At 71.8% G+C, this 18,239-nt stretch carries 18 protein-coding genes; 13 read left to right on the top strand and 5 right to left on the bottom strand.

Annotation, left to right across the window (positions count from 1 at the left end):
* Nucleotides 1-28: 28 nt before the first annotated feature.
* Both EER34_RS00090 and pdxR read right to left on the bottom strand, forming a co-directional pair.
* The gene (locus tag EER34_RS00090; protein ID WP_127472567.1) at nt 29-1,159 is read right to left on the bottom strand and encodes an AAA family ATPase; all 1,131 of its coding nucleotides are present in this window, start codon (nt 1,157-1,159) and stop codon (nt 29-31) included.
* A gap of 12 nt (nt 1,160-1,171) precedes the next feature.
* Nucleotides 1,172-2,593 (bottom strand): MocR-like pyridoxine biosynthesis transcription factor PdxR, encoded by a 1,422-nt coding sequence (gene pdxR / locus EER34_RS00085; protein ID WP_127472566.1) that lies wholly within the window; start codon nt 2,591-2,593, stop codon nt 1,172-1,174.
* An 88-nt stretch (nt 2,594-2,681) separates the two neighbouring features.
* On the opposite strand from pdxR, the gene EER34_RS00080 reads away from it, so the two are divergent.
* The 9 genes from EER34_RS00080 (at nt 2,682) to argH (ending at nt 12,484) form a co-directional block, all read left to right on the top strand.
* Nucleotides 2,682-3,245: a dihydrofolate reductase family protein gene (locus EER34_RS00080; protein ID WP_127472565.1), complete on the top strand. Its 564-nt coding sequence runs from the start codon at nt 2,682-2,684 to the stop codon at nt 3,243-3,245.
* Between the two features lie 83 nt (nt 3,246-3,328).
* Complete coding sequence (locus EER34_RS00075) at nt 3,329-4,300, top strand: NAD-dependent epimerase/dehydratase family protein (RefSeq protein ID WP_127472564.1); 972 nt, start codon at nt 3,329-3,331, stop codon at nt 4,298-4,300.
* Nucleotides 4,301-4,532: 232 nt separating this feature from the next.
* Nucleotides 4,533-5,609 (top strand): N-acetyl-gamma-glutamyl-phosphate reductase, encoded by a 1,077-nt coding sequence (gene argC / locus EER34_RS00070; protein WP_127472563.1) that lies wholly within the window; start codon nt 4,533-4,535, stop codon nt 5,607-5,609.
* Complete coding sequence (gene argJ, locus EER34_RS00065; protein WP_127472562.1) at nt 5,606-6,763, top strand: bifunctional glutamate N-acetyltransferase/amino-acid acetyltransferase ArgJ; 1,158 nt, start codon at nt 5,606-5,608, stop codon at nt 6,761-6,763. Before argC ends, argJ begins: the two co-directional genes overlap by 4 nt.
* Nucleotides 6,760-7,659: an acetylglutamate kinase gene (gene argB / locus EER34_RS00060; RefSeq protein ID WP_127472561.1), complete on the top strand. Its 900-nt coding sequence runs from the start codon at nt 6,760-6,762 to the stop codon at nt 7,657-7,659. Before argJ ends, argB begins: the two co-directional genes overlap by 4 nt.
* The gene (locus tag EER34_RS00055) at nt 7,656-8,870 is read left to right on the top strand and encodes an acetylornithine transaminase (protein ID WP_127472560.1); all 1,215 of its coding nucleotides are present in this window, start codon (nt 7,656-7,658) and stop codon (nt 8,868-8,870) included. The genes argB and EER34_RS00055 overlap by 4 nt, the downstream gene beginning before the upstream one ends.
* Nucleotides 8,867-9,790: an ornithine carbamoyltransferase gene (gene argF / locus EER34_RS00050; RefSeq protein WP_127472559.1), complete on the top strand. Its 924-nt coding sequence runs from the start codon at nt 8,867-8,869 to the stop codon at nt 9,788-9,790. Before EER34_RS00055 ends, argF begins: the two co-directional genes overlap by 4 nt.
* 47 nt (nt 9,791-9,837) lie before the next feature.
* Nucleotides 9,838-10,998 (top strand): heparan-alpha-glucosaminide N-acetyltransferase domain-containing protein, encoded by a 1,161-nt coding sequence (locus EER34_RS00045; RefSeq protein WP_127472558.1) that lies wholly within the window; start codon nt 9,838-9,840, stop codon nt 10,996-10,998.
* 55 nt (nt 10,999-11,053) lie between these two features.
* Nucleotides 11,054-12,484, top strand: coding sequence for an argininosuccinate lyase (gene argH, locus EER34_RS00040; RefSeq protein ID WP_127472557.1), 1,431 nt, complete (start codon nt 11,054-11,056; stop codon nt 12,482-12,484).
* 39 nt (nt 12,485-12,523) lie between these two features.
* Here the strand turns inward: argH and EER34_RS00035 are convergent, their stop codons facing one another.
* Both EER34_RS00035 and EER34_RS00030 read right to left on the bottom strand, forming a co-directional pair.
* Entirely contained in the window at nt 12,524-13,123 is a 600-nt protein-coding gene (locus tag EER34_RS00035) for a hypothetical protein (RefSeq protein WP_127472556.1), read from the bottom strand.
* A gap of 201 nt (nt 13,124-13,324) precedes the next feature.
* Nucleotides 13,325-13,939: a DNA-binding protein gene (locus tag EER34_RS00030; RefSeq protein ID WP_127472555.1), complete on the bottom strand. Its 615-nt coding sequence runs from the start codon at nt 13,937-13,939 to the stop codon at nt 13,325-13,327.
* 153 nt (nt 13,940-14,092) lie between these two features.
* On the opposite strand from EER34_RS00030, the gene EER34_RS00025 reads away from it, so the two are divergent.
* Complete coding sequence (locus tag EER34_RS00025) at nt 14,093-14,443, top strand: VOC family protein (protein WP_240642050.1); 351 nt, start codon at nt 14,093-14,095, stop codon at nt 14,441-14,443.
* On the opposite strand, the gene EER34_RS00020 is transcribed toward EER34_RS00025, so the two are convergent.
* Nucleotides 14,419-14,805: a MerR family transcriptional regulator gene (locus EER34_RS00020; protein WP_127472554.1), complete on the bottom strand. Its 387-nt coding sequence runs from the start codon at nt 14,803-14,805 to the stop codon at nt 14,419-14,421. The genes EER34_RS00025 and EER34_RS00020 overlap by 25 nt on opposite strands.
* A gap of 53 nt (nt 14,806-14,858) precedes the next feature.
* Here EER34_RS00020 and EER34_RS00015 point away from each other — a divergent pair, with 53 nt between their 5' ends.
* From EER34_RS00015 to EER34_RS00005, 3 genes are all read left to right on the top strand, one after another.
* Complete coding sequence (locus EER34_RS00015; RefSeq protein WP_127472553.1) at nt 14,859-15,806, top strand: aldo/keto reductase; 948 nt, start codon at nt 14,859-14,861, stop codon at nt 15,804-15,806.
* Nucleotides 15,807-15,878: 72 nt separating this feature from the next.
* A complete protein-coding gene (gene tyrS, locus EER34_RS00010; protein WP_240642048.1) occupies nt 15,879-17,186 on the top strand; it encodes a tyrosine--tRNA ligase in 1,308 nt (435 codons plus the stop codon).
* A 48-nt stretch (nt 17,187-17,234) separates the two neighbouring features.
* The gene (locus tag EER34_RS00005) at nt 17,235-18,074 is read left to right on the top strand and encodes a DUF4184 family protein (RefSeq protein WP_127472551.1); all 840 of its coding nucleotides are present in this window, start codon (nt 17,235-17,237) and stop codon (nt 18,072-18,074) included.
* Nucleotides 18,075-18,239: the final 165 nt, after the last annotated feature.

Here is an 18,239-nt window from a genome sequence, read left to right as displayed (position 1 = left end):
ATGACGCGCCGGACTGTGGGAACGACGGTCAGCGATTGCCCCAGTTCCACGCCGGGCGATCGAGCATTCCCTGGCCCGCGATCACCGTGCCGTCCGCATGAGCCTCCAGCCGGTGGGTCAGTGCTCCCGCCTGGGCGAGCGGTCGCGACAGCCGCTCGGCATGGGTCACCACGACGACCTGCGAGCGGGCGGACGCCTCGACGACGAGCGCCGCGAGGGGCTCGAGCAGATCGGGGTGCAGGCTCGCCTCGGGCTCGTTGAGCACGATCAACGGCGCCGGTCGTGCCGGGAGAAGGGCTGCGCACAGCAGCAGATAGCGCAGTGTGCCGTCCGACAGCTCCGCGGTCTCGAGCGCCCGGAGCAGTCCGGGCTGGCCCATCACGAGGCGGAACCGTCCGTCGGCCGCCTCGACCCGCACTTCGGCGCCGGGAAAGGCGCCGCCGACCGCGCCCTCGAGCGCGGCGCCGTGCCCGGCATCCTGGATCGTCGCCCACACCGCCGCGAGGTTCTCGCCGCCGTGGGCGAGCGTGGGGGAGCGCGTGCCCACCTGAGGCTGACGCGCGGGAGCATCGGCGTCGACACGGAAGTGGTCGTAGAAGCGCCAGCCGCCGAGCGTGCGACGCAGCGCGAGCAGCTCCGGCGCCGTGTCTCCGTCGGCCAGATCGGTGACGATGCTCTCGAATGTCGCGAGCTGCTGGCCGAGCGTCGTCCACGCTCCGTCGCGTACTCGTGTCACGCCTCGGAGGCGGTCGATGAGCAGTGTCGCGGGCTTCGCGATGGGCCCGGCGAACACCTGCTCGCGCTTGAGCTCGGGATCGCGGGCGAACAGGCTCCGCTGATCGACCTGAGGGATGCCGAGATCGACCAGGTAGCCCAGCTCGTCGGAGGCGAACCCGAGGCGCACCGCCACCGGCCCCTTGCGCACCGTGCCCTGCTCGCCGCCGAACTCCGGGCCCGCCCACAGGAGCGACGGGAGCCCGCCCTCGCGCGCGACGGAGGACACGAGCGACCCCGTCGCCGAGGCCGCGAGCAGCCGGAGTGCGCGATACACATTGGACTTGCCCGATCCGTTCGGCCCGGTGACGACCGTCAATGCGCCGAGCGGCAGCACGACATCGCGGAGCGAACGGTAGCCCGAGACGGCGACGGTGGTGAGCATCCGCCCATCCTGTCAGGGGGCGGTGACAGCCTCGCCGGCGTGCTCGGCGATGATCTGCGAGAGGAGGTCGATCGCCTCGACGAGCGAGTCGTCGTCGATGTTCCCGAAGCCCAGCACGAGCGCCGGGGGCAGATCGTCGCGACGGCGGACCGTCGACCCCATCCCCTCGACGAGCAGCGAGCGGTCCGCCGCCGCCGCGACGACCGCCGCCTCATCGCTCCCCGGAGGAAGCGCCAGGACGCCGTGGAAGCCTGCGGACAGCCCCGTCAGCGTCAACGGGCCGCCTGCGCGCGCCAGGGCGGCGACGGCAGTGCCGCGCCGTGCGGAGTACACGGCGCGCATCGTCCGCACATGGCGATCGTGTCGTCCTGACTGCACGAGAGCCGCGAGCGCGAGCTCGTCGAGCACCGCGCCGCCCCGGTCCGTCGCGCGCCTCGCCGCGGCGAGCTCCTCGACGAGGTTCGCGGGTGCGGCCATCCAGGCGAGCCGCACCGCCGGCGCGTGTGTCTTGCTGGCCGATCCGATGAGGATGACACAGTCGGGTGCCAGCCCTTGGACGGCTCCGATCGGCTGGCGGTCGTAGCGGAATTCGGAGTCGTAGTCGTCCTCGACGATCCAGCCGCCCGTCCGCGCCGCCCACTCGACCAGCTCGCGTCGACGGGTCGCCGAGAGCACCACCCCCGAGGGGGACTGGTGGGCAGGTGTCACGATCGCCGCGTGAGCGCCGGACACGGCGAGAAGGTCGGTGCGCATGCCGCTCTCGTCGACAGGTACGGGGACGAGCTCCACGTCGGCGTTGCGCGCGGGTCCGTCGACGGAGCGGTCGCCAGGGTCCTCGACGGCGATTCTCCGGACGCCTCGCGCGGCGAGCACTCCGATCGTGAGGGCCACGCACTGCGCGAACCCGTTGCCCATCACGATGCGATCGGCCGAGGTCGCGGCGGCTCGCACGCGCCGAAGGTGGCCGGCCAGCACCTCGCGGACGAGCGGGTGGCCGCGGCCGTCGCCGTAGTCGAGGTCGGGGCGGCCGACCCGGCGCGCGGCCTCCGCGTGGGCCCACGCCCAGTCCGCAGCCGGGAACCGCCGGAGATCCGGGATTCCCGGACGCAGATCGTAACGCGGGCGCGGCTCAGGGCGGTGCTGATCGGAGCGCGCCTCCGTGCCGCCGGCAGTCATCGACACCCTTGTCCGGCCGCCCGGCTGCGTGATGAGGTACCCCTCGGCGGTGAGCTGCTCGTAGACGGCGACGACAGTGCCGCGGGCAAGGCCGAGCTGCGCGGCGAGCGCCCTCGTCGAGGGGAGGGCGTCGCCGGGCGGCAGCACACCCGTCCGCACGGCGTCGCGGAGGGCGCCTTGGAGCCGCGCGGCGGGTCGGCCGCCCGGAGGCAGTTCGAGCGCGAGCGAGAGGTCGAAAGTGGTCCATGTTTCCGCCATCGATCTGGACCATAGCACTGGACCGCTTTCGATCTAGCGTTCACAGTGGGCCGGATGGGCCGGCCCGATCTCCGAAGGGTGGTTTTCCATGGGATCGACAGTGATCTTCGTCTCCGTGTCCGTCGACGGCTACGCCACCGGTCCGCACGGCGATCTCACGCGGCTGCATCGCTGGCTGTCCGCCGACGCCCGCGCGGACGATGACGCCGCCGTGGATCTGACCGCCCGCTTCCGCTCCGCCGGCGCGATCGTCTTCGGGCGACGCACGTGGGATTCGGGACAGGAGCCCTGGGGCGACGACGACGTCTTCGACAGCCCTGTGTTCGTCATGACCCATGAGGAGCGTCCGCCCGAGGCCAAGAACGGCACGGTGTTCACCTTCGTCTCGGGTGCGCCGGCCGACGCGCTCGAGCTCGCCCGCGCAGCCGCGGGGGACCGCGACGTGGTGATCATGGGCAGCCCGGACGTCGCCGGTCAGTTCCTCCGGGACGGGCTCGTCGACGAGCTGCTCCTGCATCTCGTGCCGGTGCTCCTCGGGGGCGGTACGAGGCTGTTCGGCGAGCTGCCGAGCGCGAGTGAGCTCGAGCTGCGCTCGTGGGTGCCGGGAGACGAGGTGTCGGCGCTCGGGTACGCGGTCGTCCCGAGGGCGTGATCCGCCGGCGCGGGTGCGCGACGCTGTTCCGCTGACGGCGGAGAGGGATGCCGCGCTCCGGCGGTGTCTGATGTCATGGGTGCATGACCGACGTACTGGTGCTGGGCGGAACGGGCTGGCTGAGCGGGCGCATCGCGGAGAAGTGGGCGGATGCCGGGGCATCCGTGACGTGTCTGGCCAGGGGCGGGCGCGCCGCTCCGTATGGAACGGTGCTCGTGAGCGCGGACCGCGACGACGCCGGTGCGTACGAGAAGGTCGGGGGGCGTGACTGGGACGAGGTCGTCGACATCTCGTCGAACCCCGTCCACGTCGCCGCCGCCGTGGAAGCGCTGGGCGAGCGCGCGAAGCACTGGACGTACGTCTCGACCGTGTCGGTGTACGCGGCGAACGACGTCCCCGGCGCCGACGAGTCCGCGGAGCTCCTGGCCCCGGCGGGGCCGGACGAGGAGGACGACTACGGGCGTGCGAAGGCGAGGGCCGAGGCATCCGTCCGCTCGGTGCTCGGGTTCCGCGCGGCCGTCGTGCGACCGGGACTCATCGTCGGGCCGGGTGACCCGACGGACCGGTTCGGGTACTGGGTCGGGCGGCTGGCCCTCGCCGCGCAGGGAGACGTCCTCGTCCCGGAGATCGCGGACCGCGGTGCCCAGGTGATCGACGTGGACGATCTCGCCGGGTTCGTCCAGGCGGTCGGTCGTGAGCGCTGGACGGGCGTGGCGAATGCGGTGGGCGACCCCGTCGACTTCGGGACGCTGCTGGCGGAGGCCCGCCTGGTCGCCGGTCACACCGGAGCGCTCGTTCCCGCGCCCGACGACTGGCTCGAAGCCCACGACGTCGCGTACTGGGCTGGGCCGCGGTCGCTGCCGCTGTGGCTCCCGGCCGACATGCCCGGGTTCTGGACGAGGTCCAACGCCGCGTACCGGCTCCTCGGCGGCCGGCTGCGCCCGCTGGGCGAGACCCTGCGGCGCACGCTCGAGGACGAGCGCGACCGGGGTCTCACGCGGGAACGGCGATCGGGCCTGTCCCGCCCCGACGAGCTCGCCCTGCTCGCCTCCTGACGCGCTCTCGCGAGATGACGGGCCGATTTGCGGATGCCGCAGCCCGCCCGCTATCGTCGGCGCATGCCTTCGGCGACCCAGGGACTCTCGACGCTCGTACCGAGCGTCGTTCCCGCGCGCCGACGCCGTCTGGGCGACCGCCGACTCTAGGCGACCCTGCGCACCTTCTGAGGAGGGCAGCTGCGGGCGTCGCCGTCTCCGGCCCCTGCACCCAGACTCTAAGGTGGAATCCATGACATATTCGGTCGCCGTCTCCGGCGCATCCGGCTATGCGGGCGGCGAGATCCTGCGGATCCTCGCCGCGCATCCCGACGTCGAGATCCGCACCGTGACCGCGCACTCCAACGCGGGACAGCCGCTCATCCAGCACCAGCCGCACCTGCGGTCGCTCGCACACCTCACCCTGTCCGAGACGACCCCCGAGCTCCTCGCCGGCCACGACATCGTGTTCCTCGCGCTGCCGCACGGCCAGTCCGGCCAGTACACCGACGCCCTCGGCGACACGGCGCTCGTGATCGACGCCGGCGCAGACCACCGGCTCGAGTCGGTCGCCGACTGGGATCGGTTCTACGGCGGCGACTTCCACGATCCGTGGGTGTACGGCGTGCCCGAGCTGCCCGTCGCCGGCTCCACGCAGCGCGAGCGGCTGGTCGGAGCGTCCCGCATCGCCGCGCCGGGCTGCAACGCGTCGACGGTGAGCCTGAGCCTCGCCCCGGGCGTGGCGGCGGGGGTCATCGATCCGGGCGACATCGTGACCGTGCTCGCCGCCGGCCCGTCCGGTGCCGGGAAGGCGCTCAAGCCGCATCTGCTCGGCAGCGAGATCCTCGGATCGGCCAATCCCTATTCCGTCGGCGGCGTGCACCGGCACATCCCCGAGATCCGGCAGGCGCTCGCCGCGGCGCGGCGCGACGCGACCGATCCTGCCCAGACCACGCCTGACGAAGGCATCCGCATCTCCTTCACGGCGGTGCTCGTGCCCATGGCACGCGGGATCCTCGCGACGTCGTCGGCGCCGATCGCGAACGGCGCGACGGATGCCGAGATCCGCGCGGCGTGGGAGGCCGCGTACGGCGACGAGACGTTCGTGCAGTTGCTCCCCGCAGGAGACTTCCCCCGCACGGCCGACGTGCTCGGCGCGAACACCGCGCTCATGGGACTCGCGATCGACCGGGCGGCGAACCGTGTGACCGTCGTGACCGCGGTCGACAACCTCGTGAAGGGGACCGCCGGCGCGGCCGTGCAGTCCATGAACATCGCGCTCGGCCTCGCAGAGGGCACGGCGCTCACCGTGAACGGAGTCGCGCCGTGAGCGTCACCGCGCCCCAGGGATTCGAGGCGGCCGGCGTCGCCGTCGGACTCAAATCGACCGGCAAGCCCGATGTCGCCGTGGTCGTGAACCGCGGTCCGCTCAAGGTCGGTGCCGCGGTCTTCACCTCGAACCGTGCCAAGGCCAACCCCATCATCTGGTCGCAGCAGGTCGTCCAGGACGGCGTCGTCGAGGCGATCGTGCTCAACTCCGGCGGCGCCAACTGCTTCACCGGGTCGTTCGGCTTCCAGACCACGCACCAGACCGCCGAGAAGGCGGCCGAGCTCCTCGGCATCGGCGCCGGCGACGTCCTCGTCTGCTCGACCGGCCTGATCGGCACCGGCGACGAGGTGTTCCGCGCGAAGGTGCTCGCCGGCACCGAGCAGGGCATCGCCGGCCTGTCCGCCGACGGCGGGGAGGCGGCATCCCTCGCGATCATGACGACCGACTCGATGCCCAAGCGCTCCATCGCCTCGCGCGACGGCTGGTCGATCGGGGGCATGGCGAAGGGCGCCGGGATGCTGGCCCCCGGCCTCGCCACGATGCTCGTCGTGATCACCACCGACGCGGTCCTCGACGCAGCCCAGGCCGATGCGGCGCTCCGGGCCGCGACCGCGCGCACGTTCGACCGGCTCGACTCGGACGGCTGCATGTCGACCAACGACCAGGTCACCCTCATGGTCAGCGGCGCGAGCGGCATCGCGCCCGACCCCGAGGAGTTCGCCGCCGCGCTCGCCGAGGTGAGCCAGGATCTCGCGAAGCAGCTGCAGGGCGACGCCGAGGGCGCGAGCCACGACATCACCATCGAGGTGCGAAACGCGCAGTCCGAGGCGGACGCCGTCGAGGTCGGGCGCTCGGTGGCCCGCAACAACCTCTTCAAGGCCGCGATCTTCGGAAACGACCCCAACTGGGGGCGCGTGCTCGCGGCGATCGGCACGACCGGCGCGGCGTTCGACCCGTACGACGTCGACGTCTGGATGAACGGCATCCGCGTGTGCACCGCCGGAGGCCCCGACGCCCCGCGCGAGGACGTCGACCTCACCCCCCGCGCCACCGACCTCGTGATCGACCTCAAGGTCGGCGGCGCGACGGCGACGATCCTCACGAACGACCTCACGCACGACTACGTCCACGAGAACAGCGCGTACTCCTCATGACCCAGATCCAGGACACCGATCCCGGCGAAGCCAGCGTCAAGGCGGCCACCCTCATCGAGTCGCTGCCGTGGCTGCAGCGCTTCAGCGACCAGATCGTCGTCATCAAGTACGGCGGCAACGCAATGGTGTCCGACGAGCTGCAGGATGCCTTCGCCGCCGACATCGCCTACCTCCGCTACGTCGGGGTCAAGCCCGTCGTGGTGCACGGCGGAGGGCCGCAGATCTCATCGATGCTCGACCGGCTCGCGATCCCGAGCGAGTTCAAGGGCGGATACCGCGTCACCTCGACCGAGGCGATCTCGGTCGTGCGCATGGTGCTCACCGGCCAGATCAATCCCCAGCTCGTCGCGAAGATCAACGCACACGGCCCCCACGCGGCGGGCCTGAGCGGTGAGGACGCCGGCCTCTTCGGCGGCCGCCGCCGCGGAGTCGTCATCGAAGGCGTCGAGCACGACCTCGGCCGCGTCGGCGATGTCGTCGAGGTCGATCCGCAGCCCGTGCTCGACCAGCTCGCCGCGGGGCGCATCCCGGTGGTGTCGAGCATCGCGCCCGACCTCGACCGCCCCGGACACTCGCTGAACGTGAACGCGGATGCCGCGGCATCCGCGCTCGCCGTCGCCCTGGGCGCCGCCAAGCTCGTCGTCCTGACCGACGTGCCCGGCCTGTACGCCGACTGGCCCAACCGCGACTCGCTCGTGTCCCACCTGACCTCGACCGAGCTGAAGGCGATGCTGCCCTCGCTCGAGTCGGGCATGATCCCGAAGATGCAGGCGTGCCTGGAGGCCGTCCAGGGCGGCGTCGAGACCGCCGCCATCATCGACGGGCGGGTGCCGCACTCGGTGCTCGTGGAGATCTTCACCAGCAAGGGAATCGGAACAGAGGTGGTGCTCGGATGACGTGGCAGGATGACGCGGGGCGCGATCTCGTCCGGAGCTTCGGAGAGCGGATGGCGATGTTCGTCCGCGGCGAAGGCTCGTACCTGTGGGATGCCGACGGCAAGCGGCACCTCGACTTCCTCGCGGGGATCGCGGTCGACTCGCTCGGTCACGCCCACCCCGTGTTCGTCGAGGCGATCGCGTCGCAGGCCGCGACGCTCGCCCACGTCTCGAACTACTTCGCGACCCCGCCGCAGCTCGCGCTCGCGGCGCGCCTGAAGCGCCTCGCGGGCGCGGGTGACCAGGGCCGCGTGTACTTCGGAAACTCGGGGGCCGAGGCCAACGAGGCCGCGTTCAAGCTCGCCCGCCTCCACGGCGGCGCGGACAGGCCGCGGATCCTCGCGCTGAAGGATGCGTTCCACGGCCGCACGATGGGCACGCTGGCGCTCACCGGCAAGCCCTGGATGCAGGAGCCGTTCCTGCCGATGACGCCGGGTGTCGAATTCCTCGACTCCACCGCCGAGGCGCTCGAGGCCGCGATCGACGACCGGGTCGCCGCGCTCTTCGTCGAGCCGGTCAAGGGCGAGGCGGGGGTCATCGACCTGCCCGAGGGCTACCTCGAGGCGGCGCGCGAACTCACCCGTCGCCATGGCGCGCTGCTGATCATCGACGAGATCCAGACCGGCGCCGGGCGCACCGGCGAGTGGTTCGCCTTCCAGCACGCCGGCATCACGCCCGATGCGATCACGGTCGCCAAGGGCATCGGCGGCGGGTTCCCGATCGGAGCGATGATCACCTTCGGTGCCGCGAGCGAGCTGTTCTACCCCGGCACCCACGGCTCGACCTTCGGCGGGAACGCGCTGGGCACGGCCGTCGCCGGTGCCGTGCTCGGCGAGATCGAGCGGGCGTCGCTCGTCGAGAACGCGGCCGAGCGCGGCGAGCAGCTCCGCGCAGCGATCCTCGGCATCGACTCCGAGCTCGTCGGCGCCGTGCGCGGGCGCGGCCTGCTGCTGGGCGTCGGGCTGACGCATCCGGTGGCCAAGGCCGTCGTCGCCGCCGCTCAGGAGCACGGTCTCGTGATCAACGCACCCAACGACGACACCATCCGGCTCGTGCCCGCCCTCACGATCGGCGACGTGGAGGTCGACGCGTTCGTCGACCTGTTCACGGCGTCGCTGCGCACCGTGGAGGACGCCCTGCTTCTCGAGACTCCGACGGAGGTCCCCGCATGACCCGCCACCTGCTGCGCGACGACGACCTGACCCAGGCCGAGCAGGACGAGATCCTCGACCTCGCGGTCGCGCTGAAGAAGGACCGCTGGAAGCTCAAGACGCTCGAGGGTCCGCAGACCGTCGCGGTGATCTTCGACAAGTCCTCCACGCGCACGCGCGTGTCGTTCGCGGTCGGCATCGCCGACCTCGGCGGCTCTCCGCTCATCATCTCGACGGCGAACAGTCAGCTCGGAGGCAAGGAGACGCCGGCCGACACCGCGCGCGTGCTCGAGCGTCAGGTCGCCGCGATCGTCTGGCGCACCTACGCGCAGGCCGGACTCGAGCAGATGGCCGAGGGCACACGCGTTCCGGTGATCAATGCACTCAGCGACGACTTCCACCCCTGCCAGCTGCTGGCCGACCTGCTCACGATCAAGGAGCACAAGGGCGACCTGAAGGGTCTGACCCTGGCCTTCTTCGGCGACGGCATGTCGAACATGGCGCACTCCTACGTGCTCGCCGGCGTCACCGCGGGCATGCACGTGCGCGTCGCATCGCCCGAGGCGTACGCTCCGCGGGACGACGTGATCGCCGACGCCGATCGCCGCGCCGCCGAGACCGGCGGGTCGGTCACGCTCTACACCGACGCCAATGAGGCCGCGGCCGGTGCCGACGTCGTCGTCACCGACACCTGGGTGTCGATGGGCAAGGAGGAGGAGAAGCTCGCGCGCCTGCGCGACCTCGGCGCCTACAAGGTGACGCAGGAGCTCATGGCCCTCGCGAAGGACGACGCGATCTTCATCCACTGCCTGCCCGCCGACCGCGGCTACGAGGTGGACGCCGAGGTGATCGACGGTCCGCAGAGCGTGGTGTGGGACGAGGCCGAGAACCGGCTCCACGCCCAGAAGGCGCTCCTCGTCTGGCTCCTCCGGCAGGGCTGACCGGGCGCATCGGGCCGTCGAGAGTGCATGCGAACGTGGCCCGGGCGGTGAGCGAACGCGACGGGACGAGGCAGCCCGCCTCCGCACCGGAGGGCTGGATCCGATCCCGCTGGACGCGCCTCAACGGGCCGCGGCGCATCGCGGGGGTCGACCTCGCGCGCGGGCTCGCCGTGATCGGCATGTTCGCCGCGCACCTGCTGTGGATCGACGAACCCTTCGACTGGGGGGATGCCTCGACCTGGGTCGCGGTGGTCGAGGGACGCTCCTCGATCCTGTTCGCCACCCTGGCCGGCGTGTCGATCGGGCTGGCGACGGGCGGACGGACCCCGCCCGTCGGCGATGCGCTCACGACAGCCCGGCTGCGCCTGCTCGTGCGCGCCATCCTGCTGTGGGTGATCGGCGTCCTCCTGATCCTCACGGGCGTGCCGGTGTACGTGATCCTTCCGGCCTACGCGCTGCTGTTCTTCCTCGCCGTCCCGCTCGTCCCGCTCGGCGCCCGCATCCTCCTCCCGCTCGCCGGCGTACTCGCCGTGGTCCTGCCCGTGATCCAGGTGGCGCTGGACGATCTGCCGATGTGGCGCACCGCGTCGGGCAACGCCCTCTCGCTCGCGATCGGCTACCACTACCCGTTCACGACGTGGATCGTGTTCGTCGTCGCCGGGCTGGGTGTCGCCCGCGCCGGCATCCTGAGGCTGCGCGTGCAGCTGTCGATGCTCGCAGCGGGCACTGCGCTCGCGCTGGTCGGGTACGGACTGGAGGCCGCGACCGGCGTCGCGGAGGAGAACGAGCGCGCGTCCTACGTCGGCGCCCTGTGGACGGCGCGTCCCCACTCGACGGGTCTGCTCGAGGTCATCGGCTCCGGCGGGTTCGCGCTCGCCGTGATCGCCGCATGCCTGCTGGTGTGCCGGACCGTCGTCGTCTGGCCAGTCCTGCCGCTGCGCGCTGTGGGCGCGATGCCGCTCACCGCGTACGTGGGGCAGATCGTGGTGTGGGCGCTGATCGCGACGGAGGTGCTGGGCGCCCCGGGCGACCTCGCCGCCTTCCGCGACCTCGAGCCGTTCTGGCCGCTCGCCCTCGTGACGATCGCGGTGTGCACCGCGTGGGCGCTCCTCGTCGGTCGGGGGCCGCTGGAGTGGGTGGTCGACACGTCGTCGAAGCTCGTGACCGCCGGGCGTGCGAGGCCGGCCTCGCCAGGACCGGTCGACTGAGCCTCTTCGCGTCGCACGGCCGGTCGGGCACCCGGGCCCTCGGTAGGCTGGTGCGGTGAGCGACAGCAAAGGCGACGGGACCAACGAGGGCGCGCTGTGGGGCGCCCGCTTCGCGACGGGGCCGTCGCCCGAGCTCGCGGAGCTGAGCCGCTCGACGCACTTCGACTGGGATCTCGCACTGTACGACATCGCCGGCTCGCACGCCCATGCGAAGGCGCTCGGCGCGGCGGGATACCTCACCGCCGACGAGGAGCACGCGATGCATGACGGCCTCGATGTCCTCGCGCAGTCCGTGACGGACGGCACGCTGCGACCCGCGGACTCGGACGAGGACGTCCACGGTGCCCTCGAGCAGGCGCTGATCCGCGTCGTCGGGCCGGAACTGGGCGGCAAGCTCCGCGCCGGCCGAAGCCGCAACGACCAGATCGCGACCCTGGTGCGGATGTATCTCCTCGACCACTCGCGCACGATCGCCCGCGAGATCCTCCGACTCGTCGACGCGCTGGTCGCGCAGGCGGAGGCGCACCCGGATGCCGTCATGCCCGGCCGGACGCACCTGCAGCACGCGCAGCCCGTCCTTCTCGCGCACCACCTCCAGGCACACGGGTGGCCGCTGGTGCGCGACCTCGAGCGCCTGCGCGACTGGGCGTCGCGCTCGTCGGTCTCGCCCTACGGCGGCGGCGCGCTGGCCGGCTCGACCCTCGGGCTCGACCCGCTGCTGGTGGCACGCGAACTCGGGCTCGCGCGCCCCGCGGAGAACTCCCTGGACGGCACATCGGCGCGCGATGTGGTGGCGGAGTTCGCATTCATCACGGCGATGATCGGGATCGACGTCTCGCGGCTGGCGGAGGAGATCATCCTGTGGAACACGCGCGAGTTCCGCTTCGTGACGCTCGACGACGGCTACTCGACCGGCTCTAGCATCATGCCGCAGAAGAAGAACCCCGACATCGCCGAGCTCGCGCGCGGCAAGGCGGGTCGTCTGATCGGCAACCTCACGGGCCTGCTGGCCACGCTCAAGGCGCTGCCGCTCGCGTACAACCGCGACCTCCAGGAAGACAAGGAGCCGGTCTTCGACTCGGTGCGCACGCTCGAGACGGTGCTGCCCGCGTTCGCCGGAATGGTCGCGACGCTCACCTTCCACACCGATCGGATGGCCGAACTGGCCCCGCAGGGCTTCTCCCTCGCGACCGACGTCGCCGAGTGGCTCGTCAAGCGCGGCGTGCCCTTCCGCGATGCCCACGAGATCTCCGGGCACCTCGTGCGCGTGTGCGAGGAGAACGGGATCGAGCTGCACGAGGTCACCGACGCGCAGCTCGCCGAGGTGTCGCCGTCGCTCACCCCCGACGTGCGCGAAGTCCTGACCGTCGCGGGATCGGTCGCGAGCCGTACGGGCGCCGGGGGCACCGCGCCGGTCCGCGTCGCCGAGCAGCGTGCTGAACTCGTCCAGCGGGTCCAGTCCGCTGCGCACTCGCTCGGGCTCTGACCCGGGCGTCTGCCCGCCGCGGCGGTCGGCCGCCCTCGGTCACCAGATCGCGAGCCTCACGACGCCGCCCACGACGCATGCCCAGAGCAGACTCGCCAGGGTGCCGATGATGAACCGCTCGCGGGCCTCGGCGGCAGCGAGCTCGGAGAACCGGCCGATGCCCTTCACCGCCACCACGACGGCGATCGCCTCGGGGAACCCGACGATGATCGCGATCACGACGCCGAGTCGCTCGAGATAGCCGATCGTGGTTCCCCCGCGCAGGACCTCGCGCGCGGGGGCGTCGTCGGCCACGAGCCCCGGGACGGCGGCCGGCCGCAGCATGATTCCCCCGTTGTCGCCCTCGGGCACGCGGCCGTGCGTCGCGACTTCCAGCACCCGCCTGGTGACGGGGCTGCCCCCCATCGCGGCCAGCGCGGTGCCGAGCAGCGCGATGACGACGGCCACTACCGCGGGGACGCCGACGGGGAGAACCACCACCACGAGGAGCGCCACCAGCACGAGGCCGGCGGCGATCAGCAGGGGGATCTCGCGCGGGCGGCGGCTGCTCACGACGACCAGGACGAGGGCCGCACCCAGGGTGAGGAACAGGAACAGGGAGAAGGCGGCGGCCAGCAGCACATCGGGGGGGATGACCATGGCGATCAGTCTGACATGCGCCCCCGACGCGCCGTGGGCGCGCGGAACCTCTCTGGCGATCCGGGCGACGCCGGCATGCGCGTCCGCGGGGGAGTCTCGAGATCCTGCAGGCGCTCTCGGGCGTGTTCTCCGAGCTCGAGCCGGTGGCGACCTCCGCTCAGACCGCCGAGATGCGGAGCTTCGCGCGGTGCCGGCGGGCCTTCATCCTCGTGCGCGGGGCGGCGGGCTGAGGACGTCGTCGGCCCTTGCCAGCACGCGTTCCAATGCGGGGAGGGCGGCCTCTTCGGCGCGGAGCCCGGCGTTGCGTGCCCGGAGGCTGACGGCACCCTCGGTGATCCCCAGCCGTGCGGCGGCTGCCCGCTGGCTGAGCCCCTCGGCGAGCAGGTCGTGGATCTCCCAGCCCTCGGGCGTGCGCCGGTCGCGCAGCTCGATGAGCAGCCGCAGGAGCGCCTCGGCATCCGATCCCTCCTGGCCGCCCGCCATCGCGACTCGAGTCGGTGCCCGCTTGGCGCGCTCGACCGCGTCGCGCGCGTGGAGGAATGCGGCTCCTCGCGCGGCGCGGACGTTCGCAGGCAGCGGCTCTTCGACGGATCCGACGCCGATGCCCACGCTCCATGTTCGCAGGCGGGTCAGGTGCAGCACGATCTCGAGCGTTGCGCCCGCGTCGGGGAGCGCGACCTGGATCTCGTCACCGGCCGTGCGCTCGGGCGCGAGTGCGAGCCGGGACCCCGCGAGCGCCGAGACGGCGTCGAGCCCTGCGGGGACGAGGTCGTCGTTGATGCGGCTGTCTCGCTGGTCGGCGGTCACCACGAACATGCCAGGTCCTTTGGTCTAGAGAATCAAGCTCTTGCAGTTTAGTTCAGAAGCTTGAATGATATAAGCGTCAGAGCTGAAGATGCCAAGATTTAGCTTTGAGGCTCGATCTAGGTCGGTCTTCCCCTGCCCACGCGTGCATGGAAGCGTGGGTCCATGGCAAAGATGGAGCACTTCGAGATCCCGGTCGACGACATCGGCCGGGCGCAGTCGTTCTACAGCAACGTCCTGGGGTACGAGTACGAGCCCTGGGGCGATGAGATGGGGATGCTCCGGCAGCCGCAGGGCGAGGGCGTCAACGGCGACCTCCATATGCGCGGCCCGACACCCCACCCGACGATGGTGTTCACCGTCGACAAGATCGAGGACACGGTGGCGGTCGCCGTCGCGAACGGCGGAGAGCAGCTCGGCGAGATCGAGCCCATGGGGGAGACCGCGCGCTACGTCTACCTCAAGGACTCGGAGGGCAACATCATCGGGCTCTACGACGAGATCGCCGCGGCCTGACGCGCTGCGAGCTCTCCGCGGTACCACGCGAGCTTGTCGTCGAGCTTCGCCTGCTGCGCGAGGAGCGCCTCGAGCTCGGCCCGGACAGCGGTCGCGTGCTCCTCGAGCAGCGCGACGCGGTCGGGGAGCGTGCCATCGTCGCGACAGAGCTCGCCGTAACGACGCAGCTTCTCGATCGGCATCCCGGTCTCGCGGAGGCACTTGAGGAAGCCCAGGGTGCCGAGATCGGCCTCGGTGAACGACCGGTGCCCCCCGGCGGTGCGCGCGACCGGGGGGAGGATGCCCTCCCGCTCGTAGTAGCGGAGGGTGTCGAGGGAGAAGCCGGACAGTTCTGCGGCCTCAGCCGGAGTGTACGTCGCCATGATCCGAGGATAGAGCTTGACCTGGAGCGAACTCCAGGTTGCACAGTGGATCCATGACCACTGCGACACCCCCCACGTCCCCGCTCGTCCTCGGCGCGATGATGTTCGGCACCGCCGTCGACGAGACCACCTCGTTCGCCCTGCTCGACCGGTTCGTCGAGCGCGGCGGCGTCTGGATCGACACCGCCGACTGCTACAGCTTCTGGGCGTCCGACGACGGCCAGGGCGGTGCCAGCGAGCGCCTGCTCGGCCGCTGGCTCGCGGAGCGGCCCGGCGTGCGCGATCGGGTGAGGATCGCCACGAAGCTCGGCGCCGAGCCGCTGTGGGCGGAGTCGTTCCCCCACAAGCGCGCCGGCCTGTCGGGCCGCGCCGTGCGTCAGGCCTTCGCCGGCAGTCTCGAACGGCTCGGCCTCGAGTCCGTCGACCTCCTGTGGCTGCACATGGAGGACCGCACGACGCCGATCGAGGAGACCGTCGAGGCGCTCGCCGAGCTCACCGCGGCCGGGCTCACCGCGCGGGTCGGGGCATCCAATCACCCGGCCTGGCGGGTCGAGCGGGCGCGCGCTCACGCCCGCCGCCTCGGCGCGACCCCGATCGACGCGCTCCAGCACAACAGCACCTACCTCCGCCCGCGCCCGGGCACGAATCCGACGAACCACGCGTTCGGCGTGCTGAGCGACGAGCAGGGCGACTACGCCGAAGCCCACGGACTCGAGGTGTGGGCGTACACCCCGCTGCTGTCGGGCGCGTACGACAACCCGGCCAAGCCCATCCCCGACATCTACGACCACCCCGGGAACGCCGGCCGGCTGGCCGTGCTCGACGAGGTCGCCGCCGAGCTCGGGGCCACGCGCGGTCAGACCGTGCTCGCCTGGCACGTCGCCCGCGGCATCCGCCCGATGCTCGGCGGCAGCAAGCTCGACCAGCTCGACGCCGCGCTCGACGCCGTGCGCCTCCCGCTGACGGCAGACCAGCGCCGCCGTCTCGACGAGCCCGCATGAGGGAGCGGATGCCCCGGCCCGCCCGGTCCGCGTGGACCGGGGCATCCGAATCCCGCTGATAACCTGGCACGCGTGTCGAACAGCCCCGTGAGTGCGACCGCGCCCGCCAACGATCCGACGTTCGAGAACGTCTGGGACGAGATCGTGTGGCGCGGACTCGTGCATGTGTCCACCGATCAGGAGGCGCTGCGCGCGCTGCTCGCCGGCGACCCGATCACGTACTACTGCGGCTTCGACCCGACCGCTCCGAGCCTGCATCTGGGCAACCTCGTGCAGCTGCTCACCATGCGCCGGCTCCAGCTCGCCGGCCACAAGCCGCTGGGCCTGGTGGGCGGATCGACCGGACTCGTCGGTGATCCGGGCGGCCGCGACTCCGAGCGCGTGCTCAACCCCGTCGAGACCGTCGAGGAGTGGGTCGGCTACCTCCGCGCGCAGGTCGAGCGCTTCCTGAGCTTCGAGGGCGACAACGCCGCGAGGATCGTCAACAATCTCGACTGGACAGCTCCGCTGAGCGCGATCGACTTCCTGCGCGGGATCGGCAAGCACTTCCGCGTCGGCACGATGATCAAGAAGGACGCCGTCGCCGCGCGGCTGAACTCCGAGGCCGGCATCTCGTACACCGAGTTCAGCTACCAGATCCTGCAGGGCCTGGACTACCTCGAGCTGCACCGGCGCTACGGCTGCGTGCTGCAGACGGGCGGCAGCGACCAGTGGGGCAACCTCACCAGCGGCACCGACCTGATCCACCGCGTCGAGGGCGCCTCGGTCCACGCGATCGGCACGCCGCTGATCACCAACAGCGACGGCACGAAGTTCGGCAAGAGCGCGGGCAACGCGATCTGGCTCGACCCGGAGATGTGCAGCCCGTACCGGATGTACCAGTTCTGGCTCAACACCGACGATGCCGATGTCGTGACCCGCCTGAAGGTGTTCACGTTCCTCACGCGAGACGAGATCGAGGAGTACGAGCGGCTGGTCGCCGCCGAGCCGTTCCGCCGCGAGGCGCAGCGCCGGCTCGCCCGCGAGGTCACCGCGTTCGTGCACGGAACGGATGCCACGGCCGCGGTGATCGCGGCATCCGAGGCCCTCTTCGGCCAGGGCGACCTGACGGCGCTCGACGCGACGACGCTGCGGCACGCCCTCGACGAGCTGCCGCACGCAACCGTGCCGGCCGGCACCGGCGTGCTGCAGGCGCTCGTCGAGACCGGGCTCGTCGCGAGCCTGTCCGAGGGCCGCCGCGCGGTGGCCCAGGGCGGCGTCTCCCTCGACGGCCTCAAGGTCGACGACGAGTCGGCGATCGTCTCGGGGTCCCTGCCGGGCGGCGTGTCCGTGCTCCGGCGAGGCAAGAAGACGCTCGCCGGCGTGTTCGTGACCGCCTGATCGATCCGGACCGCAGCCGCCGGTCGCCGATCCCGACGGAGGGCGAGCATGCCGTTCACGCCGAGCCACGCGGTCGTCGCGCTGCCGTTCATCCGGACGCCGCTCGTGCCGGCGGCGATCGCGGTCGGTGCGATGGCCCCCGATCTGCCGCTGTTCGTGCGGGGCCTTCCGCTGCACTACGGGCGGACGCACGACTTCGCCTGGATCCCGGTGACGGTCGTGCTCGCCCTCCTGCTCCTGCTGGTGTGGCGCTCGGTGCTGCGCCCGGCGACGCGCGAGCTGTCGCCGACCTGGCTGGCCGGCCGGCTGCCGGGGGAGTGGGACCGGGATGCGCTCGCCGCAGCACGCGAGACGCTGGCGATCTCCGCGCGCCCCCGGCGAGGAGCGCCTCGGCGGGTGTCATGGGGTGGAATGCTCCTCCTCCTCGTCTCGCTGACCCTCGGAGTGGCGAGTCACATCGTCTGGGACCTCTTCACGCACGAGGGCAGGTGGGGGGTCGCCGCGATCCCGGCGCTCGGCGAGGAGTGGGGGCCCCTGCTGGGGGTCAAGTGGCTGCAGCACGGATCGAGCGCACTGGGGCTGGTGATCATCGGCGTGTGGGCGATCGTCTGGCTGGCGGGGAGGGATGCCGCGGCCTCCGTCGACCGCGTCCTGCCGCGCGCCGTGCGCTGGGCGTGGTGGATCTCTCTGCCGGTGGTGCTCGCGACCGCCTGGGTCGGAGGCCTGGTGGCGCTCGGTCCGCTCGACGCGGAGTTCACCGTCGCTCACCTGGCGTACCGCGTGCTGCCGCCGGCCTGCGCGGTGTGGGGTGCGGCGACCCTCGTGCTCTGCGTCGTCGTCCAGGTGGTGCGCGCACGACGCGTGACCCGTCCACGCGGCGACGGCTGAAGGCCGACGCGGGTCATCTGCGTGACCTCGCCCTCGAATTCTCGGTCGATCAGGTGTTCTCGGCGTCGGCTTGGGGGTGCGCGTGGGTGCGACACGCCCGGGCGGCGGCGCGGATTCGACGAGCGGGCGGGTGCCGGGTAATGTTCTTGTTGTTGCCCCACAGGG

It is taken from the genome of Microbacterium sulfonylureivorans (assembly GCF_003999995.1).
Classification (GTDB): Bacteria; Actinomycetota; Actinomycetes; order Actinomycetales; family Microbacteriaceae; genus Microbacterium; species Microbacterium sulfonylureivorans.
This window is presented reverse-complemented; position numbering and strand designations above follow the sequence as displayed.

Coding starts and splice junctions, on each gene's coding strand:
- EER34_RS00075 (WP_127472564.1), top strand. CDS start 3,329: ATGACCGACGTACTGGTGCTGGGCGGAACGGGCTGGCTGAGCGGGCGC.
- EER34_RS00055 (WP_127472560.1), top strand. CDS start 7,656: ATGACGTGGCAGGATGACGCGGGGCGCGATCTCGTCCGGAGCTTCGGA.
- pdxR (WP_127472566.1), bottom strand. CDS start 2,593: ATGGCGGAAACATGGACCACTTTCGACCTCTCGCTCGCGCTCGAACTG.
- EER34_RS00090 (WP_127472567.1), bottom strand. CDS start 1,159: ATGCTCACCACCGTCGCCGTCTCGGGCTACCGTTCGCTCCGCGATGTC.
- EER34_RS00025 (WP_240642050.1), top strand. CDS start 14,093: ATGGCAAAGATGGAGCACTTCGAGATCCCGGTCGACGACATCGGCCGG.
- argB (WP_127472561.1), top strand. CDS start 6,760: ATGACCCAGATCCAGGACACCGATCCCGGCGAAGCCAGCGTCAAGGCG.
- EER34_RS00005 (WP_127472551.1), top strand. CDS start 17,235: ATGCCGTTCACGCCGAGCCACGCGGTCGTCGCGCTGCCGTTCATCCGG.
- argC (WP_127472563.1), top strand. CDS start 4,533: ATGACATATTCGGTCGCCGTCTCCGGCGCATCCGGCTATGCGGGCGGC.
- EER34_RS00030 (WP_127472555.1), bottom strand. CDS start 13,939: ATGTTCGTGGTGACCGCCGACCAGCGAGACAGCCGCATCAACGACGAC.
- EER34_RS00080 (WP_127472565.1), top strand. CDS start 2,682: ATGGGATCGACAGTGATCTTCGTCTCCGTGTCCGTCGACGGCTACGCC.
- argF (WP_127472559.1), top strand. CDS start 8,867: ATGACCCGCCACCTGCTGCGCGACGACGACCTGACCCAGGCCGAGCAG.
- EER34_RS00015 (WP_127472553.1), top strand. CDS start 14,859: ATGACCACTGCGACACCCCCCACGTCCCCGCTCGTCCTCGGCGCGATG.
- EER34_RS00035 (WP_127472556.1), bottom strand. CDS start 13,123: ATGGTCATCCCCCCCGATGTGCTGCTGGCCGCCGCCTTCTCCCTGTTC.
- EER34_RS00020 (WP_127472554.1), bottom strand. CDS start 14,805: ATGGCGACGTACACTCCGGCTGAGGCCGCAGAACTGTCCGGCTTCTCC.